The 24,206-nt window shown below is 45.7% G+C and carries 28 protein-coding genes and 1 tRNA gene; 19 read left to right on the top strand and 10 right to left on the bottom strand.

Going from position 1 to position 24,206, the window contains the following annotated elements:
* The 7 genes from AC9UH7_RS00795 (at position 1) to AC9UH7_RS00765 (ending at position 7,954) form a co-directional block, all read left to right on the top strand.
* A complete protein-coding gene (locus AC9UH7_RS00795) occupies positions 1–852 on the top strand; it encodes an SGNH/GDSL hydrolase family protein (RefSeq protein WP_509593781.1) in 852 nt (283 codons plus the stop codon).
* Between the two features lie 38 nt (positions 853–890).
* Positions 891–2,999 (top strand): glycogen debranching protein GlgX, encoded by a 2,109-nt coding sequence (gene glgX, locus AC9UH7_RS00790; protein WP_509593778.1) that lies wholly within the window; start codon positions 891–893, stop codon positions 2,997–2,999.
* A gap of 29 nt (positions 3,000–3,028) precedes the next feature.
* Positions 3,029–3,937: an ACP S-malonyltransferase gene (locus tag AC9UH7_RS00785; RefSeq protein WP_509593775.1), complete on the top strand. Its 909-nt coding sequence runs from the start codon at positions 3,029–3,031 to the stop codon at positions 3,935–3,937.
* Positions 3,934–4,953: a beta-ketoacyl-ACP synthase III gene (locus AC9UH7_RS00780; protein ID WP_509593774.1), complete on the top strand. Its 1,020-nt coding sequence runs from the start codon at positions 3,934–3,936 to the stop codon at positions 4,951–4,953. The genes AC9UH7_RS00785 and AC9UH7_RS00780 overlap by 4 nt, the downstream gene beginning before the upstream one ends.
* Before the next feature lie 113 nt (positions 4,954–5,066).
* Positions 5,067–5,315 (top strand): acyl carrier protein, encoded by a 249-nt coding sequence (locus tag AC9UH7_RS00775; protein ID WP_509593772.1) that lies wholly within the window; start codon positions 5,067–5,069, stop codon positions 5,313–5,315.
* An 11-nt stretch (positions 5,316–5,326) separates the two neighbouring features.
* Complete coding sequence (gene fabF / locus AC9UH7_RS00770; RefSeq protein WP_509593769.1) at positions 5,327–6,562, top strand: beta-ketoacyl-ACP synthase II; 1,236 nt, start codon at positions 5,327–5,329, stop codon at positions 6,560–6,562.
* Complete coding sequence (locus AC9UH7_RS00765; protein WP_509593766.1) at positions 6,563–7,954, top strand: acyl-CoA carboxylase subunit beta; 1,392 nt, start codon at positions 6,563–6,565, stop codon at positions 7,952–7,954.
* On the opposite strand, the gene AC9UH7_RS00760 is transcribed toward AC9UH7_RS00765, so the two are convergent.
* A complete protein-coding gene (locus tag AC9UH7_RS00760) occupies positions 7,951–8,709 on the bottom strand; it encodes an SIMPL domain-containing protein (RefSeq protein WP_509593764.1) in 759 nt (252 codons plus the stop codon). The two genes, AC9UH7_RS00765 and AC9UH7_RS00760, sit on opposite strands and share 4 nt — an antisense overlap.
* Positions 8,710–8,725: 16 nt before the next feature.
* A complete protein-coding gene (locus AC9UH7_RS00755) occupies positions 8,726–9,235 on the bottom strand; it encodes a DUF3145 family protein (protein ID WP_509593762.1) in 510 nt (169 codons plus the stop codon).
* A 271-nt stretch (positions 9,236–9,506) separates the two neighbouring features.
* Here AC9UH7_RS00755 and AC9UH7_RS00750 point away from each other — a divergent pair, with 271 nt between their 5' ends.
* Positions 9,507–9,710, top strand: coding sequence for a cold-shock protein (locus AC9UH7_RS00750; RefSeq protein ID WP_017956305.1), 204 nt, complete (start codon positions 9,507–9,509; stop codon positions 9,708–9,710).
* Between the two features lie 52 nt (positions 9,711–9,762).
* On the opposite strand, the gene AC9UH7_RS00745 is transcribed toward AC9UH7_RS00750, so the two are convergent.
* Both AC9UH7_RS00745 and AC9UH7_RS00740 read right to left on the bottom strand, forming a co-directional pair.
* Positions 9,763–10,365 (bottom strand): M23 family metallopeptidase, encoded by a 603-nt coding sequence (locus AC9UH7_RS00745; RefSeq protein ID WP_509593760.1) that lies wholly within the window; start codon positions 10,363–10,365, stop codon positions 9,763–9,765.
* Positions 10,366–10,369: 4 nt separating this feature from the next.
* Complete coding sequence (locus tag AC9UH7_RS00740) at positions 10,370–11,317, bottom strand: Brp/Blh family beta-carotene 15,15'-dioxygenase (RefSeq protein ID WP_509593759.1); 948 nt, start codon at positions 11,315–11,317, stop codon at positions 10,370–10,372.
* A gap of 51 nt (positions 11,318–11,368) precedes the next feature.
* Here AC9UH7_RS00740 and AC9UH7_RS00735 point away from each other — a divergent pair, with 51 nt between their 5' ends.
* The 3 genes from AC9UH7_RS00735 (at position 11,369) to AC9UH7_RS00725 (ending at position 12,132) form a co-directional block, all read left to right on the top strand.
* Positions 11,369–11,716, top strand: a complete 348-nt coding sequence (locus AC9UH7_RS00735; protein WP_509593757.1) for a lycopene cyclase domain-containing protein — start codon at positions 11,369–11,371, stop codon at positions 11,714–11,716.
* Positions 11,713–12,045 (top strand): lycopene cyclase domain-containing protein, encoded by a 333-nt coding sequence (locus AC9UH7_RS00730; protein ID WP_509593755.1) that lies wholly within the window; start codon positions 11,713–11,715, stop codon positions 12,043–12,045. The genes AC9UH7_RS00735 and AC9UH7_RS00730 overlap by 4 nt, the downstream gene beginning before the upstream one ends.
* A gap of 13 nt (positions 12,046–12,058) precedes the next feature.
* A tRNA-Ile gene (locus AC9UH7_RS00725) sits at positions 12,059–12,132 on the top strand.
* A gap of 16 nt (positions 12,133–12,148) precedes the next feature.
* Here the strand turns inward: AC9UH7_RS00725 and AC9UH7_RS00720 are convergent.
* Both AC9UH7_RS00720 and AC9UH7_RS00715 read right to left on the bottom strand, forming a co-directional pair.
* Positions 12,149–12,391, bottom strand: coding sequence for a hypothetical protein (locus AC9UH7_RS00720; protein ID WP_509593753.1), 243 nt, complete (start codon positions 12,389–12,391; stop codon positions 12,149–12,151).
* A gap of 219 nt (positions 12,392–12,610) precedes the next feature.
* Positions 12,611–12,928: a hypothetical protein gene (locus tag AC9UH7_RS00715; RefSeq protein WP_509593750.1), complete on the bottom strand. Its 318-nt coding sequence runs from the start codon at positions 12,926–12,928 to the stop codon at positions 12,611–12,613.
* Between the two features lie 233 nt (positions 12,929–13,161).
* Here AC9UH7_RS00715 and AC9UH7_RS00710 point away from each other — a divergent pair, with 233 nt between their 5' ends.
* The gene (locus AC9UH7_RS00710; RefSeq protein ID WP_509593748.1) at positions 13,162–14,079 is read left to right on the top strand and encodes a GNAT family N-acetyltransferase; all 918 of its coding nucleotides are present in this window, start codon (positions 13,162–13,164) and stop codon (positions 14,077–14,079) included.
* A 94-nt stretch (positions 14,080–14,173) separates the two neighbouring features.
* On the opposite strand, the gene AC9UH7_RS00705 is transcribed toward AC9UH7_RS00710, so the two are convergent.
* Positions 14,174–14,527, bottom strand: coding sequence for a hypothetical protein (locus AC9UH7_RS00705; protein ID WP_509593745.1), 354 nt, complete (start codon positions 14,525–14,527; stop codon positions 14,174–14,176).
* A 139-nt stretch (positions 14,528–14,666) separates the two neighbouring features.
* Here AC9UH7_RS00705 and AC9UH7_RS00700 point away from each other — a divergent pair, with 139 nt between their 5' ends.
* Positions 14,667–14,867 (top strand): hypothetical protein, encoded by a 201-nt coding sequence (locus tag AC9UH7_RS00700; protein WP_509593742.1) that lies wholly within the window; start codon positions 14,667–14,669, stop codon positions 14,865–14,867.
* Between the two features lie 9 nt (positions 14,868–14,876).
* On the opposite strand, the gene AC9UH7_RS00695 is transcribed toward AC9UH7_RS00700, so the two are convergent.
* Positions 14,877–15,344, bottom strand: coding sequence for a hypothetical protein (locus tag AC9UH7_RS00695; RefSeq protein ID WP_509593740.1), 468 nt, complete (start codon positions 15,342–15,344; stop codon positions 14,877–14,879).
* Positions 15,345–15,598: 254 nt separating this feature from the next.
* Between AC9UH7_RS00695 and AC9UH7_RS00690 the strand changes: the two genes are divergently transcribed.
* Genes AC9UH7_RS00690 through AC9UH7_RS00680 form a run of 3 tightly spaced genes read left to right on the top strand, consistent with a single transcriptional unit; the run spans position 15,599 to position 17,656 of the window.
* Positions 15,599–16,117 carry a hypothetical protein gene (locus tag AC9UH7_RS00690; RefSeq protein ID WP_509593737.1) on the top strand — a complete coding sequence of 173 codons (519 nt, stop codon included), beginning with the start codon at positions 15,599–15,601 and terminating at the stop codon, positions 16,115–16,117.
* A gap of 27 nt (positions 16,118–16,144) precedes the next feature.
* Positions 16,145–16,522 carry a PH domain-containing protein gene (locus tag AC9UH7_RS00685; protein WP_509593734.1) on the top strand — a complete coding sequence of 126 codons (378 nt, stop codon included), beginning with the start codon at positions 16,145–16,147 and terminating at the stop codon, positions 16,520–16,522.
* 60 nt (positions 16,523–16,582) lie between these two features.
* Entirely contained in the window at positions 16,583–17,656 is a 1,074-nt protein-coding gene (locus tag AC9UH7_RS00680) for a Gfo/Idh/MocA family protein (protein WP_509593731.1), read from the top strand.
* Positions 17,657–17,659: 3 nt separating this feature from the next.
* Here the strand turns inward: AC9UH7_RS00680 and katG are convergent, their stop codons facing one another.
* The gene (gene katG / locus AC9UH7_RS00675) at positions 17,660–19,813 is read right to left on the bottom strand and encodes a catalase/peroxidase HPI (protein WP_509593728.1); all 2,154 of its coding nucleotides are present in this window, start codon (positions 19,811–19,813) and stop codon (positions 17,660–17,662) included.
* 156 nt (positions 19,814–19,969) lie between these two features.
* On the opposite strand from katG, the gene AC9UH7_RS00670 reads away from it, so the two are divergent.
* The 3 genes from AC9UH7_RS00670 to AC9UH7_RS00660 are packed head-to-tail and all read left to right on the top strand — an operon-like array spanning position 19,970 to position 22,550.
* Positions 19,970–20,635 (top strand): response regulator, encoded by a 666-nt coding sequence (locus tag AC9UH7_RS00670; protein WP_509593725.1) that lies wholly within the window; start codon positions 19,970–19,972, stop codon positions 20,633–20,635.
* Between the two features lie 2 nt (positions 20,636–20,637).
* Complete coding sequence (locus AC9UH7_RS00665; protein ID WP_509593722.1) at positions 20,638–20,934, top strand: hypothetical protein; 297 nt, start codon at positions 20,638–20,640, stop codon at positions 20,932–20,934.
* A complete protein-coding gene (locus AC9UH7_RS00660; RefSeq protein ID WP_509593719.1) occupies positions 20,931–22,550 on the top strand; it encodes a glycoside hydrolase family 25 protein in 1,620 nt (539 codons plus the stop codon). Before AC9UH7_RS00665 ends, AC9UH7_RS00660 begins: the two co-directional genes overlap by 4 nt.
* On the opposite strand, the gene glpD is transcribed toward AC9UH7_RS00660, so the two are convergent.
* Positions 22,540–24,201, bottom strand: a complete 1,662-nt coding sequence (gene glpD, locus AC9UH7_RS00655) for a glycerol-3-phosphate dehydrogenase (protein WP_509593716.1) — start codon at positions 24,199–24,201, stop codon at positions 22,540–22,542. The two genes, AC9UH7_RS00660 and glpD, sit on opposite strands and share 11 nt — an antisense overlap.
* Between the last annotated feature and the right edge of the window lie 5 nt (positions 24,202–24,206).

The following is a 24,206-nucleotide window of genomic DNA, read 5'->3' as shown; positions in this document are numbered from 1 at the left end:
ATGGAAAGCGTTGCTACCTTTGCAGTTTTAGGAGATAGCGCGGCGTCAGGTGTTGGCGATAGCGATAAGAATGGTGTTACAAGAGGCTGGGGTTACTACCTCGCAAAACACTTTCAAGATCCGCTGGTATATGTAAATCTTTCACGACCAGGTGCACAATCTGCCGAGGTGCTTGAGGATCAGCTTCCAAAGGCTCTCATGCATAAGCCAGATATTGCAGCGGTAATTGTGGGCGGAAATGATGCTTTGCGTAATGGATTTGATCCGGAAAAGTTGCACCAAAATTTACGAGCCACTATCTCTGAGTTAAAGAAATCAGGAGCAGAAGTTTTACTTTTGCAATTACATGATCCAACTAAAATTGTTCCCCTGCCCAAATTGCTTGCACAAGTTTTGAATCGGCGTATTAATGCCGTAAACAGGGTCATTCACTCAGTTGGACGGGAATTCAACGCACAAATTCTTTTGACTCGTTCAATTCAGGACATTTATGAACGAAAGGTTTGGCACATCGATCGTATGCATCCCAGCAAATACGGTCATCAAATAATGGCCACCCACTTCCGCGAGATTCTGCTTCGTCGAAATTGGAAGATTGATCCCATTGTTATTGAAGAGACTCCCGTTACGAGCAAGAAAACTTCAATTATTTGGATGCTTCGTAATGGAACGCCTTGGTTTTTCAAAAGATCCTTTGACCTCTTCCCAGCTGCCTTGTTTTTAATGAGCATCGAATTCTTCAAAATCATCTTTAACCGACAGGCAAAAGAAATAGGAACTATGTATTACCCTGAATTTTCACCTCAATCACACTGGGATTTACAAGAAGTTAACGAAGCGCGCGTCTCTTAAGCAAGTATTTTTGCTCATTTAACGGCAAGATAACGCCCATGCTTCCTGCAGATCCCCGCACCCTTGGCTCCACCGTCACAGAAGGCGGAACCAACTTTGCAATCTGGAGTAACGCTGCTGATGCCGTTGAGTTATGCCTGTTTAATGAAGTAAATGGCAAGATGGTGGAAACCCGCTTTGCAATGTCCCATCGCAACGGACCAATTTGGCATGGTTACTTAGCCGGCGTGCGCCCAGGTCAACGCTATGGATATCGGGTTTATGGTCCCTGGCTGCCAGAACATGGTGTTCGGTTTAACGCAGCAAAGCTTTTGCTCGATCCCTATGCACATGCAATAGATGGAGAAGTTTCTTACTCCCCTGAAATTTATGGCCATGTCGCAACTGACCCATTTGGTGCAGGCGATTTAACACAACGCGATGGTAGAGACAGTGCAGGCAAAGTTCCTTATTCAGTTGTAACAGATCACGGACCACGAGAGATCGTGCGACCACTGGTGCCGTGGGCAAAAACTGTTATTTACGAAGCTCACGTTAAAGGATTAACAGCTTTTAATGCAGATATTGCGGAAAAGGAACGTGGCACATACAAAGCTTTAGGTCATCCCAGCACTATTGCGCATTTGAAATCAATAGGCGTCACCGCACTTGAGTTATTGCCCATTGCCCAATCAATAACTGAGCCTTCGATATTTAGTCGGGGCCGATTGAACCATTGGGGCTATAACTCCCTTTTGTTCACTGCGCCACATCGTGCCTATGCAAGCACTTCAGATCCAATTGCAGAATTGCAATGGGCTGTCGATCAACTACATGCTGCCGGCATTGAAGTGATCATGGATGTTGTTTATAACCACACAGCCGAAGGCGGCATTGGTGGACCAACACTTTCTTACAGAGGTATAGATAATCACGCTTACTACCGCCAAGATTCCAAGGGAAACTATCTGGATGTGACTGGTTGTGGAAACACATTTGCTGCAAGTAAGCCACATTCAGTTCGCCAAATAATCGATTCGTTACGTTGGTGGATTGAAGTAGTTGGAATTGATGGCTTTCGTTTTGACCTAACTACAGCTCTCTACACAAGTGATAGCGCATTCAACTCTTCACTCATGGCAGCAATCGGTGCTGACTCTGTACTTCGAAACTTTAAAATGATCGCTGAACCATGGGATGTTTCAAGATACTCACTGGGAGATTTTCCACATCCTTGGCGTGAATGGAATGATGCTTATCGTGACTCTGTCCGCCAATTCTGGTTGGGTGATCTCGCACGGGGCTTTGGTGAAGGTGTTTCAGATATTGCATCCAGCATCAGTGGATCAAGCCAGATATTCCACTACCGAGGGCCAACCTCTTCTATTAACTTTGTAGCAGCACATGATGGTTTCACAATTCATGACATGGTCACCTATAACCACAAACACAATGAAGTTAATGGCGAAGGCAATAAAGATGGCAATGACACAAACCGCTCCTGGAATGTTGGTCACGAAGGTGAGACTCAGGACGCTGGAATCAATCTGATTCGTAGCCGCATCAAGAAATCTTTACTAGCAACACTGATGCTTTCATCTGGTGTTCCGATGCTCAACATGGGCGATGAAGTCAATAGAACTCAAATGGGTTCAAATAATGCTTACTCGCTCCCCCTTTCCCAAAACTCAGAAAGCCAGGAATCATTTAATGGTGGTTGGGCTATGCCATGGCAATTAGATGAAGAGCAGTCAGATACTTTGGCAGCGGTTCAAGCGCTTGCGCAGATTCGTGCAACCTATCTCGCAGATGTTGCATCAGAGTTCTACACAGGAGCTGTTGATAAAGGCACCAATCGTAAAGATATTGCTTGGTTCTCACTCGGTGGAAATGAAATGAGTGATGATCACTGGCGTGATGAAGAGAAGCGAAGCATCACTGTGTTTGTTGAGGCAGATCCAACTAAAGGATTATTGCTGATGCTCAATTCATCGCGCGAGGTAACGACTTTCACATTGCCAGATTCGAGTTGGGGTGAAACCTTTCGATGCATATTTGATGCCTCCCAGAAGATTGCAACATATGAGCCAGTTATTGCTGCACCTTCTTCTAAAGTTGAAGTGCCAGAACACAGCGTGCTCGTCTGGCTTGTCTCACGTACTAGATAGTAAGTAAGTAAGCACAGTAATATCTACATGTGCTCGCAATCATCGCCCCTGGACAAGGTTCACAAACTCCAGGAATGCTCAATAGCTGGATTCAAGATCCAGCACTCAAAGAACTGATTGCTACCTGGTCATATGCCATCGGTTTGGATCTGTTACACCTTGGAACCAATGCAGATGCAGATGAAATTAAAGACACTGCAAACGCTCAACCTCTGATCGTTGCCACTTCACTACTAGGTGCTCACGCTCTTGGAATTAAGCAATTTGCTTTCACATCTGGCCATTCCGTTGGTGAGTTAGCAGCTGCTGCCCTTTCAGGAGCAATATCTGAAATTGATGCTTTAAGAATTGTTCGTACTCGCGGAATTGAAATGGCAAAGGCTGCGGCCGCATCAACAGCAGGGATGTCTGCGGTGTTAGGTGGAGATCGCGCTGAAGTCTTATCTGCAATAGCTGCACTTGATTTGGTTGCAGCAAATGACAATGGGGCAGGCCAAATTGTTGCAGCTGGAGATTTGGGATCACTTTCACAACTAGGTGAGAACCCACCTGCAGGGGCACGTGTTCGGGCGTTGGCTGTGGCAGGTGCTTTTCACACCCCATTCATGCAACCTGCTGTTGAACCCTTACGCGCTTTGACCTCATCTATTGCAACTCAAAATGTCTTGATTCAAGTTATCTCTAACAAAGATGGACAAGTAATAACAGATGGCACAGAGGTGCTAAATCGCATCGTTAATCAGATTGCTAACCCTGTCCGCTGGGATCTATGCATGGAAACTATGAAATCAATGGGGATAACGGGTGTCATTGAACTACCACCGGCTGGAACTCTGGTTGGCTTACTCAAGCGCGCAGCTAGTGAAATTGAAACCTTTGCATTAAAGAGTGCAGATGATCTAGATGCGGCGCGAGAGTTTGCAGGAAGGCACGCATGAGCATCAAAGCTGCACCAACAGGACACAGCAGAATTTTGTCTGTCGGCTCCTATCGCCCAAAGCGCTCTGTCCCAAACTCAGAGATCGTAGATCGCATTGATTCAACCGATGAATGGATTGTGCAGCGCACAGGCATTGAATCGCGTCGCTTTGCCGGAGATGATGAAACAGTTATTTCGATGGCCAAAGCCGCATGCGAGATGGCACTTCAAAGAGCAAAGTTAACTATTGAAGATATCGACACAGTCATTCTTGCAACTATTTCATATCCATTCCAGGCACCAAGTGCGGCAACTGAATTGATAAATCAACTAGGTAATCCAAAGGCTGCTGCACTTGATATCAGCGCCGCATGTGCTGGTTTTTGCTATGGCGTTGCCATGGGAAGTGATTTAGTTCGTTCCGGAACTTCTCGCAATGTCTTAGTCATTGGTGTCGAAAAACTTTCTGATTTCACAGACCCAGATGATCGAGCAACGGCCTTTATCTTTGCAGATGGTGCTGGCGCGGTTGTAATCGGACAGAGTGAGCAACCTCGAATAGGTCAAACAATCTGGGGATCTGATGCAGATTCTCGTGATGCAATTACCTTAACTCCATCATTTTTAGAGTACAAAAAGAATCCCGAAAAAGGTGTTGGTGATCTCGGTTGGCCAAACATTTCTCAGCAAGGACAGATTGTCTTTCGTTGGGCTGTTTATTCAATGAGCAAGGTTGGATTAAAAGCTCTCGAAGCTGCAGGGGTTTCAGTTGATGAACTTGGCGCGTTCATTCCACATCAAGCGAACATTAGAATCATCGAAACAATGGCTAAGGAAATGAAGATTCCTGATTCTGTTTTAATCGCAGATGACATTCGCACAAATGGAAATACATCAGCGGCCTCTATTCCTTTGGCGATGGATCGAATTTTGGAAGAACATCCGGAATTGCATGGAAAATTGGCTCTGCTCATTGGCTATGGAGCAGGTTTGGTATATGCGGGGCAGGTTGTTGAACTTCCGCCTAAGCCGTAAAATTTATTGAGATTTAGGCCACTTACGGCGTGCAATACTCGTAAGTAAGAGCGAAATTGATACACAATAAACACCTTGCACGCCCGATCGACATAGAAGAGGACATAGAGACAATGGCACTTGCACAAGCAGATGTACTTGCAGGACTGAAGGAAATCGTTGAAGAGGTAGCCGGTATCCCAGCTGCATCAGTTGAACTTGATAAGAACTTCACAGATGACCTAGATGTTGATTCACTCAGCATGGTAGAAGTTGTCGTTGCAGCTGAAGAGCGCTTCGGAGTAAAGATTCCTGATGAGAATGTGACAGATTTGCTAACAGTTGCAGACGCAGTTAATTTCATAGTTAACGCATCAAAGTAATTTTTTAAACAATGACTCGTCGTCGCGTTGTTGTCACTGGACTTGGTGCAACCACTCCCTTGGGTGGAGATGTAGCAACAACTTGGGCTGGCATTTTGGCTGGCTCAAGTGGTGTGCGCACTCTGACTGAGGAGTGGGCCCAAACAATTCCAGTGACCTTCGCAGCGCGAGTTGCAGTTGAGCCAAGTGAACAGATGGAGCGCGTTGAAATCAGACGCCTGGATCGTTCAGAGCAGTTTGGTTTGATCGCATCCCGTGAGGCTTGGAAGGATGCAGGATCACCTGAGATCGATAAAGAGCGTCTCGGTGTTGTAGTTGCATCAGGAATCGGTGGAGTAACCACTCTTCTAGAGCAATACGATGTTTTAAATAGTAAAGGCGCTCGACTTGTGAGTCCACATACCGTGCCCATGTTGATGCCCAATGGACCTGCTGCAAATATTGGTCTTGAATTAAAGGCACAGGCTGGAATCCACACACCTGTAAGTGCTTGTGCATCAGGTGCAGAGGCAATTGGTTATGCATTTGAAATGATCCGCAATAACCGTGCAGATATTGTTGTTAGCGGCGGTGTTGAGGCTGCTTGTCACGCACTTCCGATGGCAGCTTTTGCAGCGATGAAAGCTTTATCTACCCGCAATGATGATCCTGCCCGTGCATCTCGTCCTTATGATCTAAATCGAGATGGCTTTGTGTTGGGTGAAGGTGGCGGAATTCTTGTTTTAGAAGAGTACGAGCACGCTAAAGCGCGTGGAGCAAAGATTTACTGTGAAATTGCAGGCCAAGGTTTGTCATCTGATGGCTATCACATTGCCGCGCCTGACCCATCTGGTGCTGGTGTGCAGCGGGCAGTTAAGTTCGCTTTGCGAGATGCAGATTTAACAACTGCAGATATCGTCCATTTAAATGCCCACGCAACCTCAACACCTGCAGGTGATGTGGCTGAAGCTAATGCTTTGCGAGCAGCACTTGGAAAAGATGCAGATCATGTTGCTGTCTCTGCAACCAAATCAATGACCGGGCACTTACTTGGTGGTGCTGGCGCGATTGAATCTGTCTTTATCGTTAAGGCGCTTCAGGATCGCTTGGCTCCCCCAACTATTAACATCGATGATCTAGATCCTGCAGTAACTGTCGATGTTGTGCGAGATAAGCCGCGCGCATTACCTGCTGGTGACATCGCAGCGCTCAATGATTCCTTTGGCTTTGGTGGGCACAACGTTGTATTGGCATTTAAGAGTATCTAAATGTCACCCACATCCCATGATCCACGCGATCCGATTGCACGGATCGAGCGCTTGGTTGATGATGGAGTATTTAACTTTCTAATCCCGCGCACAGAGTGCGGAATGATCGCAGTTACTGGAACAGTAAAGGGCAACAAGGTCGTCATTTTTGCCTCTGATGCCACAATCAAAAGCGGCGCACTTGGTGTGGATGGCTCAAAAGTAATTGTCTCTGCCTATAAGGCTGCGATGGGCGCACAAGTTCCAATCATTGGTATTTGGCACAGCGGCGGTGCTCGACTAAGTGATGGCGTTGCATCTCTTGATGCATTCGGAGAAGTTTTCCAATCAATGATTTCAGCAAGTGGTCGTATCCCCCAGCTTTCTCTAGTCCTTGGACCAACTGCAGGTGGCGGTGCCTACGGTCCTGCTTTAACAGATGTAGTTGTTCTTGCCCCAGAAGGTCGCATCTTTGTAACAGGACCAGAAGTTGTTAAAAGTGTTACTGGCGAAGATATTGATATGGCGCTGTTGGGTGGCCCTGAAGCACATAAGAAAAATAGCGGACTTGCCCACGTTATTGCAGCCAGTGAAGATGAAGCGTTTGAAGATATTCGTACCTTAACCGCCCTATTTGCCAATCAGGGATTTATGAATGAACAAGTTGAAGATATTGATTTATCTGTCTTTGTCCCAGAACAAAAGATTCGCACCTACGAAGTTCATCCATTAGTTGATGCAATTCTTGATAAGGACACTGAGCACATCGAGTTGTTATCGATGTGGGCTCCGAATATGACAACAATCCTTGGAAGATTAGGCGGTGCAACAGTAGGCGTGCTTGCCAATAATCCAGCCCATCTTGCGGGAGTACTAGATGCAGCAGCAGGTGAAAAGGCGGCACGCTTTGTTCGCACCTGTGATGCCTTTGGAATTCCACTGATTGTTATTGCAGATGTTCAAGGCTTCTTGCCAGGTGCTGGACAAGAGTGGGAGGGTGCGGTGCGAAGGGGTGCGAAGTTATTACACGCATTTGGTGAATCAGTTGTTCCACGAGTTACCTTGATTACCCGCCGCGCGTATGGCGGTGCCTATGTTGCAATGAATTCAAAGTCACTCGGTGCAACGCGAGTATTTGCTTGGCCACATGCTGAAGTCTCAGTCATGGGTGCTGTAGCTGCCGTACGCGTGCTACATCGTCGTTTACTCGCTGATATTCCTGCAGAGCAACGTGAATCCATGGAACTTGAACTTGCCGCAGAGCATGAAAAGGTCTCAGGCGGTGTTTTAAAGGCGATTGAAATCGGCGCAGTTGATGAAATGTTAACTCCTGCGAAAACGCGAAGTGCGCTAGCAAAAACGATTGCTAACGCACCTCACCGCCGTGGATCCCACGGCAATATTCCTCTTTAGCTCTTAAAAGTCACCGAGACTGTTGCGGTAACTGTCTTTTCAATTGTTGAGGTGTCATACGCGCCATAGTCAGCTGTAACTGTTGAGTCCGGAGTCGTAATCTGAATTGGCCCAGCCTTAACGTTTACAAGTGCACCGATGTTTCCACCAACAGCCTTTGTTAAGGCTTCGGCGCGAATTTTCGCATCTTTCATGGCCTCTGCCATCAATTGAGGGCGAAGCTCTGGCAGATTGGAGATGTAGTACTGAGGACCGTAATTATTTGCGTTAATGCCTGTTGCAAGAAGTGATCCAATTCCTTGGCTTAGCTTTGAAACTAACTGCACATCTTTTGAACGAACAGTGACTTCGCGTGAGGCACGGTAAGAGAGGATTCTTCCGGTTGCATTTCCGTTGATGTATTCCTCATTCGCATACGTTGAAACTGCTCCAAGAGTCAGAGCATCTGCTGGAATGCCACCTTGTGTTAGATAATTTGACAGCGCTTCCACATCAGCATCAACTTTTTTGACAGCTGTTGCAACATTTGGAGAAGACAACGAAACACTTAAAACCCACACCGCGTTATCTGCTGTTGCTGTTGTCTTTGCAGAGCCTGTGACGGTAATGCCATCACTACTACGAGATGCAAACCCGGAACCAACCTTCATTAATCCAACACCTAGTGACAGTGAAAGGATTACTGCGGAAATAATTATGGTGACCGCTTTGCGGCGCTCTACGGTGATTATTGGGCTTTCATTAAGTTGAGTCATGTTGTGATCTTAGCAATTAGATTGCTCGAAGTCGTGGCACTTCTTGAAGGTCAACACTCCTAAAGCGATCTAACTCCTGTTCCCAAGATTTGCCCAGCATGGCTGCAATTTCTTCGCGGATTGAATCCTCGTCAAAAGTGTTTGCAAGAATGGCACTTAATTGATTTTCATTGACTAGGACCGCACCTGATTGATCCACGACGGCGCGATGGATCCCTAGCTCTGGTGTGAAACGAAATAGTTCTCCGCCTGTTTCAGTACCTTCGATAACTTCAAAGTTTAAGTAATGCCAACTGCGAAGGGAGCTGGCGATCTCAGCAGCGGCTCCTTGTGCTCCCCGAAACTCCAGTTGTGTGCGAAATGTTCCAGGCAGCAAGGGTTGCGGATTCCATGAGAGCTTTATCCAATTACCCAAGACGCCTTGGATCGCCCAATCAATATGGTGGCGCAGCGCAGAGGGTGCTGAGTGAATAGTTAAGAAACCTCGAACCTGTGACGGCTTTGAAGGCGTGGTTAAACGTTCCATGGTTCTCCTAGCAAGATGCGCCAAATGCGACCTTCCCCAGCGGCATTTTCGCGTCCCAATTGCTTGGTGAACACCTCAATTACACACCCTTGAGCCTAAAACTGTCTACCCCCTCTTTAGGCATACGGGGCGGTAGGAGGTAGAGTTCACCTCAGTCGGACGCTTAATCAGTACCCGTTTCATGTTTTGCATAATCGGTATCGCTGGAGCAAGAGGAAGACCGTGATTCGAGGATTTCTCGAAACACCCACATATCGAAGGAAATAAATACATGGCAACAGGCACAGTTAAGTGGTTCAACTCTGAAAAGGGTTTCGGTTTCATTGCAGTTGATGGTGGCGGACAAGATGTTTTCGTTCACTACTCAGCTATCCAAGGAAACGGTTACAAGTCCCTTGAAGAGGGTCAGGCAGTTTCATTTGAGGTCGTACAGGGTCCAAAGGGTCCTCAGGCTGATGCAGTAAACCCTGCCTAATCAACACTAACTTATAAAAAACCCCGCCGGGTAACTGGCGGGGTTTTTTATTTCACTTCCTTTTTTCGTTAACTGGTTCTGCTGGAAGATCGCCAATCTTTAAACGCTTAGCTTCAACCTCTTTTGCAGGTGAAAGATCTTTTCCGACTTTCCATGCATCTAGATACTTCCAAGGCCACACCATTCCACGACGCACCCACCACGTTTGTGGTGGCGTGCTCCAGGAAAGACCAAAGTGAATATGTGGTTTTGTTCCACGCGCGCTACCGGTTGTTCCTACAGTTCCGAGCAAGCGCCCCACTTTTACTGCAACACCTGGTTGAATACTTTGCGGAATGCTTCGCAAATGTGAAGCGTAGTAGCGGACACCATCATCGCCAATAAATGATACATACAAGCCACCTCGATCGATCCCAAGATTAGTCTTGCCTGACCAGGAATCGACTCGATTAACTTCATCGATGACCCCTGAAGTCACTGCGACATATCGACATCCAGCGTTAGCGAAAATATCTGTTGCTGGATAGCTATGGTGAGCTTTTGGATATGTGTACTCGCAGCCAGTAATTGGAAATGCATAGTTAGGTGCAGCTTGTGCAGGTGAAAAAGAGGCTGCAATTAGCGCTGCAACGATTACAAAGACTTTTAACTTCATGCCCTTAGGCTAATGCCGCACGATCCAATTTCGCTGTAACTACCATGTGAGGAACAGTGAGCGCCCACACAACAACCAAAGCCATCCAGAAAAACTCATCTGTGAAATCCCGACCGCTTAATGCCAACAGCCCGGCCACTACAAAGGTTCCAATCAGAGCTGGTAAACCAGGGATAACTGCACTTGTGAAAGCTTGTCTGTTCAGCCCATTACTTAAACGCTCGCTGCTTCGTGGAAGTGACAAGGTCAGTCTCGCGGTGTGCCGCATTGCATGCCAACACCCAAAATACACAGCAAATGCAATCAAAGGTGGTGCCAGATGAGCTAACAGCAAAAGAAGAATTAGATCCAAGCCTTCTCTATATCTTTTCCCAATAAGCATCAGAGCGATTGAAACAAGTGCGAAGGAGGTAACAGCCACCAATATTTCTGAATCAAATCCTTGATGCCAGTTAATTAAGGCAGGGTTCACAGATGCCAGCGCATCGGTGCTGGCAGAGTTAACTAAAGGAATAAATACTGGGGTGAATCCCGCAGCTGGGATATAGAGCCAACGATTAAGTTTTCTCTCAGGTTCAGTTCGCTTATCAATTTCACTGATGAAAGCTGCATCACCGATCCCAAAGTGGATCGCACTCATGAACAAAACAATGATGAAGCCAAATACATTGAAATTTAGGATTCCAACTACCGCCACCACCGCGACAGCAACATAGATAACAATAAATAGCGCCATCTTTTTTGGCTGTGCTTTAGGCAAAGTCACCAGGTGATCTAAGGCTCCATGCGGAATACCGATTGCTAAAGCAATCACCGCTATCACAACCTGCCAACCCATAGAGCTGGCATCTAGAACTTGGGAAAAAATCAAAGAGAGCAGGATCCCGGTAGCCACAGCCACAGTTGAAAACAGTCGAACCTGCTTGAAGAGCGCAACCACCTTCTCGTGCATGTCTCCCCCTTTTCGACAACCCTACCAAAGGTAGATGTGAGAAGATCTGACGTGGAAAAATTCGGTTATATGGCGATGCTCGCCTTCACAGTATTTGGCTCATTTTGGCTAGAGATTTTTCTAAAGACCAGCGTTTTAAGACGATGGAAGAGAGCGCTTCTGAGCATCCTTCCAATTAGCTTCTTGTTCCTTGTGTGGGATGCCTATGCAATCGCCCAAGGACATTGGTTTTTCAACCGCGATCGCATGCTCGGCATCTATGGACCTTTTGATATTCCATTAGAAGAGTTTCTCTTCTTCATTATTGTTCCAATGGCAGCGATCTTGACCATAGAAGGTGTCACAACAGTTAAACCACATCTGCGTGAAAAAGAGTTCGGAAAGGATGAGGAGAAGTGATTTATAGCGATATTGCAATTGCTGCCTTCTGCATCGCAATCATGGTCGATCTGTTTGTGTTTAAGAATTCACTTCTTACTCGCCTTGCTTTCTGGCTTTCATACATGATCATCCTTCCATTCCAATTACTCACAAATTGGTGGTTAACTCATAAGCGAAGCGATGGAAAAGCGATCGTTATGTATGACCCAGATTCAATCATTGGTATCCGCATCGCATCTGCCCCAATAGAAGATCTCTTGTTTGGTTTTGCCCTGATTTTGTCGGTAATGGGCATGTGGGAGTTCTGGGGTCGCAGAGGATTCCAACGCAACAAAAAACTACAGTAAAGTTCCACCGTTAGGGGCGGTAGCTCAGTTGGTTAGAGCCCGGAACTCATAATTCCGTCGTCGTCGGTTCGAGCCCGACCCGCCCCACTTACGGTTAGAGGTATTAGATCGCTTGTTGTGAAGTTCGATCGATCCAGCCCCGCATTGAAAGGGTGCTTACCTTCTCTTTAGGCTGCGAAATTGTAATTGCAGATGAACCTGTTGGCGTTGTTGTAATAGCTTTTGACAGATCATCACTTGAAACTGTGAACTGGAAACCAGATTCTTTGCCATTGATATCCGAAAGAGAATAGGTAACTGTTGATGCAGCAATTGCTGCATATACTGCTGCGCATCCAAGACACATAGAGGACTCCCTTAAGTAGTTAAAAGAAGTGTAGGCAGAGATTTAGCCTAAATCAAGGTTCAGGCTAGGCATTAAAATGAGTGTCTAGAGACAATTCACGCTCAAATGCTAAACACTAGAAACATAGAGACGCGCATTGAAATACAACTACCTCCACTCATAATTCCGTCGTCGTCGGTTCGAGCCCGACCCGCCCCATCAAAGTTTCATTGGATCCATTTATTGTCTGCGAAAAGATTTCTTGTATTCGTTCCAAAGTCCTCGCCGAGCGCAGTAAATTGTGAAAAGCGGTATCTCTAAAACCGCGTAAGTGACAATCGCAAAAATCCACCATGGAGTGTCCAAGCTGGGTAGCAAAGTGAATTCGTTGGGTGAGCCCCAGTTGAAGGGAGCAAGCAAACCAAGTGTTGCTAATCCAATTGCGAGATCCAGTGAGGCAATACGATTGACATCGTTTCTTCCGAATCGGGGATATACCCAAAAATAGGCGACGACCAAAACAACGGCATTAACTCCAACAATTTGAATCTCACTCATTGCACACTCCTTTTCAATCGAGAATAAATCTTCGACCTGAACCGATGGTGCTAAGGCGATTGGAAGGACCAACAGCAGCGAAGATAAGAAGACGCACCTTAAAATTATAAACTCTATATAGGACTCATGCCAGACTTTTTTAGTGTGATCTCTAAACTGGTCTACCTCGGTACGAGCCCGACCCGCCCCACTGAAAAGATTTAATCTCAGAACTACAAGAAAGTTATAGGCGTATGAAGATAACCTCCGCGCGAGTCGCGACTGAAGCAGATGCAGAAGCAATTGCCGACCTTGCCAATAAGCATGAGTTAAGCGTTGATAGCAAGAGCAGCTTGTTCAGTGAGCAGGGGGCGTTGGACTTTATTGCTGGCTATATCGATTCAAGCCCGGCTTACTTGTTAAGCCTTGATGGTGAATCTGGCTTCTCGGCGGTTGTTAACTTGCATCCTGATTCTGTTAGAGGTCGTTACTTCACAGATGTTTATGCAAGGCCACAAGTAGAGAACTTAGAAAACATAGTTCTATGGGCAATTGAATTAGCAGAATCAGAGCATCCAAGTTGGGATATTTGGCCAGGAGTTAACTCTCTCGACAAAAGATTGCAAGGTGCGTGGGCAAGCCATGGATATGAATTTCTACGTCGTTACTACACAATGAGAATGACGCTCTCTTCTGCGCCTTCTATTCGGCATATTGAGGATCTCGACATCAGAGCAATAGATGTTACAAATCCAGATCTGATTGCCCTTTGGCATTCAGCTCATCAAAACTCATTCTCAAACCACTTTGGGTTTGCTCCAAGAGAGCTTGAAAAATGGCGAGAACTTGTCCTTGATTCAGCTTTGGATCCGAAGGGAGTCTTCCTTGCATTCAAGAATGGAGAACCTGTTGGCTTTTGCCAATGCAACGATGAATACGCCGAAGAAAACAAGGGCTTTGTAAATCTTCTAGGTGTTACTCATGAAAATCAAGGCTTGGGAATCGGTGAGGCGCTTCTGCAGACGGGAATTGCTTATTGCCTTACAAAAGGATACGACTCTGTCGAACTTAATGTTGATACAGGAAACGAGTCTGGCGCGTTAAAGCTGTATGAAAAGGTTGGGTTTAGGCCTGAATCTTCCTGGATTCAATTGCATCGACCTAGGTCGTAAGAGCTACTTTAATTGAAGTGATCAGTATTCTTTAAACTCAAGGATTTGCCTGTTGATTTAGTGTGACAAGTAGGCCATGACCGCCCTTGAATCCTCAGTACTCCATCAAGGATTCAAATTCGTATTCATCTACCTTGGTCCCGTTAACTAGATACTCAATTTTATAAGGACCTTTATCCAGAGGGATCTTGCTAAAGCTAGCCGTAATGTCACATGTTCCAGTCAAATAGCGGTTTGTTGATTTCTTGACGTCGAGGTTATCTGCATAAGCGACGACATCACCATTAACGTCATATACCAATGCTTGATAGTTTTGAGACTCATAATCAATGTTGTAACAAAAGAAGTTACCTACATGAATCTTTGCCCCATACATTGGTTTTGAAGCACAACCGGAGACGGCGATCACAATAGTGAAGAATAAAATGGTCCTGGCGAGCATCTTCATTTGGAAACAATAATTGATCATCTGGTGCGTACGCAATGGAGCAGATAAAGGACATAAAAGAAGGGGGCTAGCCGTTACGCTCTGTAGACCATAAAGTTAGAACTAAACCGACAGGCCAATTTTTGAAAGGTGCAAAACCATGTCATTCACCGACGACGACAAAGAGGCATTGGGCGAAGATTTAGATGAACTGAAAGCTGAATTGACTCAATCCAGAATTCTGCTGACAAACATAAACACGCACGTGAAGACACTGTCCAACATTGCCGTAGCTATGGTTCTTGTAAATGTGATTGGGTTTATAGGATTTGTGTTTATCTTGCTTAATTCCAGTAATTAGTTCACTCGTTTAGTCTGGAAATTCAGCTCCATAGACCAGACCGACATCCCAGCTTTGTTGCTGTGCGGTTTCAAGGGACCAAGAAACTGAACTGATCTCACCGTCTTTTGTCTTTATTCTGTATGTTGCAAGGGTTGGGATGTTTACGAATGTGACATCAAATCTGCAGATACTGCCGTCAGGAAAGTTCGTCACATCCGATTCAGGAATTGTCGTGTCTGTTAATTGACCAACACCAAAAGTGGCCGCAGAAATCTCAGAATCATCTGGGCCAACCAATACAACGGTCGAATTATTCTCAAAATTGCCATCAAAGACAGGGGCACCTTTGCAATTACCGTTGTCAGTCAATTGGTAGTTATCTCCCCAGAGTTCAACGCTGACTGCTAAGTCTTGCGTAACTTCTACAGGAGCCTGAGCCGAACAGCCTGACAATAACAAGGCACTTGCCAGAACCATTGCTGTTTTTGCACCCACAAGAATATCCCCTCAGATTTTGTGGCAAAAAAATAGCATGGCAAGTATTGCTCGTCAATCACCAAGCATAGAAAGTGCGCCCAAAGTAATCAATAGAAACCTCATCCCTTCGAGCACCAAACATCCTCTCGATTCTTCAAGATTTGGAGTTCGATCCAATTCCATCAGTGACTTGCCATGGTAATTCTGAAAAGCACAAAAATTGGACTGGTCACACCAGCCAAGATTCAACTTGGTGATTGTTACCATACAGCATGAGAAAAATAATTACTGTCTTGATTTCCATGGTTCTTGTTTCTGCAGGATCTACCTTGACCGCAAATGCGACAGAGCCAACTCTTCCACAGCCTGACTTCTTTTATATGAGTCAATACACAGAAATTCTTCAAGGCACAGCAGATACTAATAGGTACAAATGCAAAACGAGTATTGATCCAACTTCGGGAGGAACGGAAATATTTTCCCGATGCACCAAGCCAAACTTGGAGATCTATCTTCACGGCAATAATGCAGGCCAGGCGCTGAGCTATGCAAGTTTCACTGCGAAGAAGGCCACAGCATATCCAAATCTTGAGTTTCACTTTACTTGGTGTGCCGGAAAAGCAGGCGGCGGTGCCAACGAGGTTTACGCTTCAAGTGACTGGATCAAAGCAAACTACAAAAAAGTTACAAGCGGTAAAAAGCTTTCAAAAGTTTTCGTAGGTCTCAAGATCACTATAACTGGTGGTTCTGGCGCAACTCGCACAATTTCTTGCGGAGTAAAACCTAGTTAATACTTCAAGCGTTAAGGAGAAACAGAAATGGCAGAAGTAAGCACAATCCTTAATTGGACTTTGGTATCTGAGTGTCCAATTCCAGATGACATTCATCCTCTTTTGGTTGATGGAGAAACACCAGTTGCGGCATATAAGACTTTCCGAGACACAGCGGTCTTCACCAATCTTCGACTGATTGTTAGAGATGCTCAAGGCCTACGAGGAAAGAAAATCGAGATCTATAGCCTTCCATACTCATCTATCAATATGTGGTCCTCTGAAAACGCTGGATCCTTTTTGGATATGAACGCAGAACTAGAGCTCTGGACTCGTGCTGGACACATCAAGGTTAATCTTGCAAAAGGCATCGATATTCGCAAGTTTGATCGAATCATTGGAGAAGCCATCCTAAAGAACCGCTAGGTTCACAATTTTGATCTCACACCCTCGGCTGAAATCATCTGTTTCGTATTACCATCTCCCATGACCACAATCGCAATCATCGGTGCCGGTTGGCGCGCAGAGTTCTATATTCGCATTGCTCAACTGATGCCTGAACGGTTTGAGATTATTGGGGTTGTTGCACGTAAAGAAGATGTGAGGATCTCGCTGGAGCAGGAGTTCGGCGTTCGAACATTTTCTTCCATGAGCCAATTGCTAAGCTATAAGAAACCGGATTATGCAGTCAGTAGTGTTTCATGGGATTCAAATCCATCTGTTGTTGAGGAATTAGTTGCCGCCGGTGTCTATGTACTGTGTGAAACTCCCCCAGCACCCACAGTTGAAGCCTTACAGAATCTTTGGAAGACCGTGGGTGCATCTGGAATGGTGCAAGTCGCTGAACAATATTTGAATCTGCCCGGCCACGCTTCTCGTTTAGCGATTACTCAATCGGGCGTTATTGGCGAAGTGACATCGGTTGAGCTCTCTTCAACACATGGCTATCACGCTGTGGCGATCATGCGCGGATTCCTTCACTCTGGGTTTGAGCCAACCACAATAACTACCCGACAATTTGAAGCCCTATTAGTAGATCCACTTGCACGTGATGGATGGAATAGCGATCTGAGTGCCAAGAAAGCCAAAACCACTATTTCACTCATTGACTTTGGATTTGGGAAATCTGGTGTATATAACTTCGTTGATAACCAATGGCACAACCAACTTCGCCACCGCAGAATTGTTATCCGCGGCAGTAAAGGCGAAATAGTTGATGATGCAGTGATTCGCCTAACTGAGGGTCCAGCTATAACAACATCTAGAATTGAGCGTTATCAACTTGGATATGACCTTAACCTTGATGGATTTGATACTGAACATCTTTCTTTTGATGGAAAAGTAGTTTTCAAAAACCCGTTTACGGGACTTCGATTTATGGATGAAGAGATCGCAATTGCGCAGTTAATGGTGCAGATGGCTGATTGGATTGAGGGAAAGGCGAAGCCGCCCTATCCCCTAAGCCAGGCATCACAAGACCAATTGATTTCACTGGCTATCGATGAATCAATAGCCTCTGACAAAACCATCACTACAGACAAACAAGCGTGGGCTAACTAAGAATTAGTTAAGGTCAAAGCGATCAGCGTTCATCACCTTGGTCCAAGCAGCAACAAAATCTCTAACAAACTTTTCCTTGTTATCGTTTTGTGCATAGACCTCAGCATATGAGCGAAGAATTGAGTTAGAACCAAAGACTAGGTCTACTCGGGTTGCAGTCCAATCAATTGATCCAGTCTTGCGATCACGGATGTTGTAGAGGTTCTCCCCTGCTGGCTCCCATGTGTACTTCATGTCTGTGAGGTTTACGAAGAAGTCTGTTGAAAGTGCTCCAACATTCTTAGTAAATACTCCATGAGATGTTCCTGCATGGTTAGTTCCAAGCACGCGCATTCCACCAATGAGCACAGTCATTTCAGGTGCTGTGAGGCCCATCAACTGAGTTCTATCAAGCAGTAACTCTTCAGGTGTTACTGCGTAATCCTTTTTCACCCAGTTACGGAAACCATCGTGAATTGGTTCAAGAACTGCGTAACTATTCACATCTGTTTGTGCTTGAGTTGCATCGCCGCGACCTGGCGCAAATGGAACTGCGATCTTGATGCCGGCTGCAGCTGCAGCCTTTTCAACACCGATATTTCCAGCCAAAACAATGACATCTGCAATGCTTGCACCAGACTCTTTAGCAATTGGCTCTAGAGCTGCAAGAACCTTGTTTAAGCGTGCTGGCTCATTGCCTTCCCAATTGCGAGCTGGCTCTAAACGAATACGTGATCCGTTTGCCCCTCCTCGTAGGTCAGAACCACGGAAGGTGCGAGCGCTATCCCAGGCAGTTGATACCAACTCTGCAACTGTCAGCCCTGTTGCCTCAATCTTTGCCTTAACAGCTGCGACATCATAAGAAGTTGTTCCTGCAGGAATTGGATCCTGCCAGATCAAATCTTCTTGTGGAACATCTGGTCCGATATAGCGAACCTTTGGACCCATATCGCGGTGGGTTAACTTAAACCACGCACGAGCAAATGCATCATCTAGAAGTGCAGGATTTTCATGGTACTTCTTTGAAATCTCAAGATAGATCGGATCCTTAATCATTGCCATGTCTGCATCTGTCATCATTGGGTTGTAGCGAATTGATGAATCCTCAACATCTACAGGCTTATCAGCTTCAACAATATTTGTTGGCTCCCATTGCTGCGCCCCTGCTGGAGACTTAACAAGTGCCCACTCATGCTTAAACAACATTTCAAAATAGCCAGCATCCCACTTAGTTGGCTCGGTAGTCCAAGCACCTTCAATGCCACTAGTTACAGTGTTACGACCAATGCCGCGCTTGGTGTGGTTGTTCCAGCCAAGTCCTTGCTCAAAAATATCTGCAGCCTCTGGTGCTGGCCCCAATAGAGATGCATCACCATTTCCATGGGCCTTGCCTACGGTGTGTCCACCAGCTGTTAAGGCAACAGTTTCTTCATCATTCATCGCCATACGTGCAAAGGTCTCGCGAATGTGTTGGGCGGTTAGCAGTGGATTTGAAACTCCATTGATGCCTTCTGGGTTAACATAAATTAATCCCATCTGCACAGCAGCCAAAGGATTTTCTAGTGAACTTGCATCTGTGGTGTCTGCATATCGCTCATCACTTGGCATCATTAATTCAGATTCTGATCCCCAGTAGATATCTTTTTCTGGATGCCAGACATCTTCTCGTCCAAAAGCAAAGCCAAATGTTTTTAGTCCCATGCTCTCATACGCAATTGTTCCGGCAAGAATGAATAGATCAGCCCAGCTCAGTTTGTTGCCGTACTTCTGCTTAATAGGCCATAACAAACGACGTGCTTTATCAAGATTGCCGTTATCTGGCCATGAGTTAAGTGGTGCAAATCTAAAACTTCCGGTGCCCGCTCCACCACGCCCATCGGCAACGCGATATGTACCGGCGGAGTGCCAAGCCATGCGAATCATCAAACCACCGTAGTGACCCCAATCAGCTGGCCACCACTCTTGTGTTTGGGTCATAAATTGATGCAGATCGCTCTTTAATGAAGCGAAATCTAAAGTTTGAACTTCCTTGCGATAATCAAAATCCTCGCCCAATGGATTGGTCTTGCGATCATGTTGATGCAAAATATCGAGTTTGAGGGTGTTGGGCCACAAATAAGTGTTTGATTCACTAGTTTGAGTGTTTGCACCATGTGCTACTGGGCACTTTGCGTCCATGATTCCCCCTGTTAAGTACTTCGAATGCTCTAATTATGGATGTAATGGTCAAGCCCCGCAATTTCAAAAAGAGTTGCTCTCACCCTACTTACTGCTACCCCTCATTTATCCCTAACCTATGTGTCTATTGGACAAACATAGGCGTAACTTTGAGTTATGAGCGATCGAGTCTTGCTAGTAATCGACGATGCATTTGAATTATCCATTATGGCTGCTGCGCTCAAAATGCACGGAACAAATGTAATTGGAGAAGCTCAAAAAAAGTCCTCAGCAATACTCTTGCTAAGAAGCATGCAACCAAACGTTTTGCTCATAGATATGCATTTATCTAGTGAACACTCAATAGAAATTGCAAATCAGATTCGCAAGGAATCACCAACGATAGGTGTGGTCATCTTGGTGGCTTGCCCAGATCTAAGGCTGCTCGGGGAATTGACCTGTGAAATTCCAATTGGAGCCAAAGTAGTCATCAAGAAATCCATGAATAGCGTTGCAGCATTATGCGATGTGATTTCAGAGTCAAGAAACTTCTTGCCAGATTCGCCCATCACCTGGGTCAATGGCAATCAATCAATTCAGGAGAAAGCACAAGAAGTTTTGATGGCACATTTGACTGACCTTCAAATTGAAACGTTGCGTCTTGTGGCCGATGGCTTAACAAATGCTGAGATAAGTAGGATGAGATTTGTCAGTGAAAAAGCAATTGAGCAGCTTGTTTCCAGAATTGCAATGGTGCTTAACGTGCAGCCAGATCGCACAAAGAACTTGCGGGTGCAATTAGTAGGTCAATACTTCAAGTGGATTGGCGCGCCAAGACTCTAGTTTTGCCCTTCTTTAAAGTTGCAAAGGTAAAGTTCGCGCCTATGGAGCTAGATCAGATTCGTGCGCAGTGGAATCAAGTCCTTGACCTCCTCGAATCACACAATCGAGTTGCCTGGATTGCCTACTTCGATGCTCGTTTAAGCTCATACGAGAACGGTGTTTTGATCTTAGATTTCTCAGATAGCCGTAAATTTGCAACTTCCCATGAATACTCAGAGACTCGTCCGAATTTGAAGGCTGCCTTAGTCGATGCAATTAGATCAACTCTTGGCATTGATATAGAGATCATCGAACAATGAAGATAAAGATCTTTCTCCTCTCATTCTCTTTAGTTATTGGCATTGCTGGTGCACCACAATCACTTGCCGCCACTTCAACCTTGACGATGTCAGTCCGACAGACACCAAGTGCTTCTGAAACTCTGCTTACTTTGTATGGAAACCTCAAGCCAAACCGCTCGGGCACGGTCGTTAAAATCCAGGTTGATACAAATGGAAAATGGACAACTACTCGTTTTTCGACCAAGGTCACCAAGGTTGGAACTTGGAAAGTTACCGCCTTGGCTACTGCACTTAACGCTCAAGTCCGCTATCGAGCAGTATCTGTAGTTGCTGGCAAGAGTCTCTACTCCCCCATCCGTTCAATAACCGTCAAACAACAACCTGAAATTACAAATGCGGATCCGGCGCAGTTCATTGATTTGAAGGGCCCTGGTGGTCGCATTCATGGCGCTGATGTCAGTCGTTGGCAGCATCCCAACGATAAGCCAATTGATTTTGTAAAGATGTATGACGCTGGAATGCGCTTTGTTTTTATAAAAGCTTCAGATACGCGCGAAACTGCTGATCAACTTGCCATCAAATATGCCGCTATGGATCACCATGCCGCCCAAGCTGCCGGAATTTATACCGGTTTTTATCACTACGCCGTTTTGCCCGATGTCACATCTCCTGAAGATATTAAGAAAGATGCACTTGCTCAGGCCCAAAAAGTTGTCTGGAGATTGGCCTCTATGGGAGGTTATTCAGATCGAGATCTGCCATATGCATTAGATCTGGAAAACAAGTGTGTGCGCTATTCCTCCACCGGTGCATGTCAAAAGTATGCAACACGTAGCGCCGTTACTTTGTGGGCGTTAACTTTCTTAGCATCGCTTAAGGAAAAGACTGGACGCACTCCCATTTTGTATTCCTACCCCGCCTTTTTAGAAAGTTCAATGGTTCGTTCACCAGAGCTTGCGCAATATCCACTGTGGCTAGCGCAGTATGCAATAGACCCAGCCAATCCCATTAACCAGCCAGGAATGAAAACTGGCGGTTGTTTTGTCCACTCCTGGACAGGCGAGAACTGCGATTCTCAATGGACTGTGTGGCAGTACTCCTCCTGCGGAATTGCGCCTAAGTACGGAGTTCCAGGAAGCAGACTTGATCTCAACGTGTTCCGTGGGACGCCTTCATCATTTTTAGATTTAGCAACGGGCAGTTGGACGCCAACTCTTGTGGACTTGATGCCACAACAAGAACCATCAGTGTTAAGCGTTGTCGGTCAATCTTCAAGTACTACCAACAAATTGGTCACATTTAAGGTCAATGTTGTTAGACCAAATGGCTCTCCTGTAGTAACCGGAAGTGTCAAACTTGTTTTTGATAAAGCCACAACACCAGAAGTTAAACCGATACAGACACTAATGCGTGAAACAAGTGGTGTGTGGACTCTTGCACTCAAAGGGGTCTTAGCTGGCACATACAGTGGAAAGATCCTGTTCCAAGATGTTTCTGGAACTCATGCTGAATCAACTTTTCCAGTGACCTTCACCGTTACTCAAGGTCCAACGCCAACAGCTAAGCCAACACCTTCAATAACTCCTACCAAAAAACCAACAACAGATGGCTGCAGAGGACAGATTAAGAATTAATCTTGAGTAGTTCATCTAGGGCTGCTTTTTCTCTTTCAACTAATCCAGCGTAGTGAGCAATAGATTCTTTACGTTCTTTTGCACTCCACCCTAAAACCGGTGCGATCAGCCCTGCAACTTCCTCTGCCAAATAGAGCCCATGGTTGGCTGCTTCAAAAGATAGTCGCGTGCGGCGTGAGATGACATCATCGACTGAACGTGCACCCTCATGTGATGCGGCATAAACAATCTCAGCTTTAATGTAAGGCAATTCCGAATCTAACTTTGCAGTTAACTTTGGTTGCTCTTTGATTATTTCTAGAATTTCACTAATGAGTGAGCCGTGGCGATTCAGTAGATGGGTGACAGTGGCAACATCTAGACCAGATTCTTGTGCAATACGATCCTTTTGTTGTTCTAATGCAAAGTAGCCATCTGCGCCAACTAGTGGAAGTTTTTCTGTGACTGATTCTTTGGTTATTCTGCGAAGTTCAATTACTGCGCGATCAATAACATCTTTGGCCATCACTCGATAGGTTGTGTACTTACCACCAGCAATTGAAACAAATCCAGCTGCTGGTCTATCTACTGTGTGTTCACGTGAGAGCTTTGTAGTTGTCGCACTCTTCTTGTTTGCAACTAGTGGACGAAGGCCAGCATAAACTCCGATGATTTCTTCAGCCTTTAACTTCGGCTTAAGAACTCGATTGGCCTGATCAAGTATGTATTGAACATCTTCTCTGGTGGCAAATGGTTCTGCGCGATCACCCTCGTATGGAGTATCAGTTGTGCCAACTATCCATTTATCTGCCCATGGGATTAAAAACAATACTGAGACCGGAGTTTTCACAATGATTCCAGCATCAGACTTGATTGCAGAACCAGGCACGACAATGTGAGCACCTTTACTCATGGTCACGTTATATCCAGGAGTGAGCTCAAATTGCTCATGCAATTGATCGCTCCACACACCAGCACACATAACTGTGGCACCTGCTTTTATTTTAATTCTCTTGCCCGTTTCTAAATCTAGAGCGTTAACTCCGACAACTCGTTTTCCTTCACGGATCAGTGATTCTGCAGACACTCGTGTTGCGATAACTGCGCCGTGACGCGCAGCAGTTCTGGCAACTGACATGGTGTGGCGAGCATCGTCAACTTGAGCATCAAAATATTTGATCGCACCAGTAACAAGGTCATGGCGCAGAGATGGTGCAATTTCATTGATCTGCTTTTGACTCAAATGCTTGTGCCAGGGAAGGGCGCGTTGAAATCCACGAAGTGCGTCATAGAGAGCAAGACCTGCTCCAACATATGTGCGCTCTTTGAGTTTTTCAGTTAAGGGAAACAAAAAACCTACCGGCTTAACAAGGTGAGGGCACAATGTTGAAACCATTAACTCGCGCTCGTGCAAAGCTTCTCGCACTAATTTGAAATCATATTGTTCAAGATATCTAAGGCCACCATGAATTAACTTGCTGGATCTACTCGATGTGCCAGCGGCTATATCTTGAGCCTCGATCAGGGCGACCTTTAATCCTCGCGCTGCTGCATCTAACGCCGCACCAACCCCGTTGACTCCCCCGCCAATAACAAGGATGTCGAATTGTTCGGTGCCAAGTTGTGAAATGGCAGTCTCACGCTGGTCGGGGCCAAGTTGTGACAAGAACATATACG

The organism is Candidatus Planktophila sp., from assembly GCF_044348745.1.
Taxonomy (GTDB): domain Bacteria; phylum Actinomycetota; class Actinomycetes; order Nanopelagicales; family Nanopelagicaceae; genus Planktophila.
This window is presented reverse-complemented; position numbering and strand designations above follow the sequence as displayed.

Excerpts from the sequence above, each read along its gene's own strand:
- AC9UH7_RS00700 (WP_509593742.1), top strand. The coding sequence starts at position 14,667 with ATGTCATTCACCGACGACGACAAAGAGGCATTGGGCGAAGATTTAGAT.
- AC9UH7_RS00760 (WP_509593764.1), bottom strand. The coding sequence starts at position 8,709 with ATGACTCAACTTAATGAAAGCCCAATAATCACCGTAGAGCGCCGCAAA.
- AC9UH7_RS00680 (WP_509593731.1), top strand. The coding sequence starts at position 16,583 with ATGACCACAATCGCAATCATCGGTGCCGGTTGGCGCGCAGAGTTCTAT.
- AC9UH7_RS00755 (WP_509593762.1), bottom strand. The coding sequence starts at position 9,235 with ATGGAACGTTTAACCACGCCTTCAAAGCCGTCACAGGTTCGAGGTTTC.
- AC9UH7_RS00710 (WP_509593748.1), top strand. The coding sequence starts at position 13,162 with ATGAAGATAACCTCCGCGCGAGTCGCGACTGAAGCAGATGCAGAAGCA.
- AC9UH7_RS00740 (WP_509593759.1), bottom strand. The coding sequence starts at position 11,317 with ATGCACGAGAAGGTGGTTGCGCTCTTCAAGCAGGTTCGACTGTTTTCA.
- AC9UH7_RS00690 (WP_509593737.1), top strand. The coding sequence starts at position 15,599 with ATGAGAAAAATAATTACTGTCTTGATTTCCATGGTTCTTGTTTCTGCA.
- AC9UH7_RS00670 (WP_509593725.1), top strand. The coding sequence starts at position 19,970 with ATGAGCGATCGAGTCTTGCTAGTAATCGACGATGCATTTGAATTATCC.
- AC9UH7_RS00685 (WP_509593734.1), top strand. The coding sequence starts at position 16,145 with ATGGCAGAAGTAAGCACAATCCTTAATTGGACTTTGGTATCTGAGTGT.
- AC9UH7_RS00720 (WP_509593753.1), bottom strand. The coding sequence starts at position 12,391 with ATGTGTCTTGGATGCGCAGCAGTATATGCAGCAATTGCTGCATCAACA.
- AC9UH7_RS00775 (WP_509593772.1), top strand. The coding sequence starts at position 5,067 with ATGGCACTTGCACAAGCAGATGTACTTGCAGGACTGAAGGAAATCGTT.
- AC9UH7_RS00745 (WP_509593760.1), bottom strand. The coding sequence starts at position 10,365 with ATGAAGTTAAAAGTCTTTGTAATCGTTGCAGCGCTAATTGCAGCCTCT.
- AC9UH7_RS00715 (WP_509593750.1), bottom strand. The coding sequence starts at position 12,928 with ATGAGTGAGATTCAAATTGTTGGAGTTAATGCCGTTGTTTTGGTCGTC.
- AC9UH7_RS00780 (WP_509593774.1), top strand. The coding sequence starts at position 3,934 with ATGAGCATCAAAGCTGCACCAACAGGACACAGCAGAATTTTGTCTGTC.
- fabF (WP_509593769.1), top strand. The coding sequence starts at position 5,327 with ATGACTCGTCGTCGCGTTGTTGTCACTGGACTTGGTGCAACCACTCCC.
- AC9UH7_RS00765 (WP_509593766.1), top strand. The coding sequence starts at position 6,563 with ATGTCACCCACATCCCATGATCCACGCGATCCGATTGCACGGATCGAG.
- AC9UH7_RS00795 (WP_509593781.1), top strand. The coding sequence starts at position 1 with ATGGAAAGCGTTGCTACCTTTGCAGTTTTAGGAGATAGCGCGGCGTCA.
- glgX (WP_509593778.1), top strand. The coding sequence starts at position 891 with ATGCTTCCTGCAGATCCCCGCACCCTTGGCTCCACCGTCACAGAAGGC.
- AC9UH7_RS00705 (WP_509593745.1), bottom strand. The coding sequence starts at position 14,527 with ATGAAGATGCTCGCCAGGACCATTTTATTCTTCACTATTGTGATCGCC.
- AC9UH7_RS00750 (WP_017956305.1), top strand. The coding sequence starts at position 9,507 with ATGGCAACAGGCACAGTTAAGTGGTTCAACTCTGAAAAGGGTTTCGGT.
- katG (WP_509593728.1), bottom strand. The coding sequence starts at position 19,813 with ATGGACGCAAAGTGCCCAGTAGCACATGGTGCAAACACTCAAACTAGT.
- glpD (WP_509593716.1), bottom strand. The coding sequence starts at position 24,201 with ATGTTCTTGTCACAACTTGGCCCCGACCAGCGTGAGACTGCCATTTCA.
- AC9UH7_RS00660 (WP_509593719.1), top strand. The coding sequence starts at position 20,931 with ATGAAGATAAAGATCTTTCTCCTCTCATTCTCTTTAGTTATTGGCATT.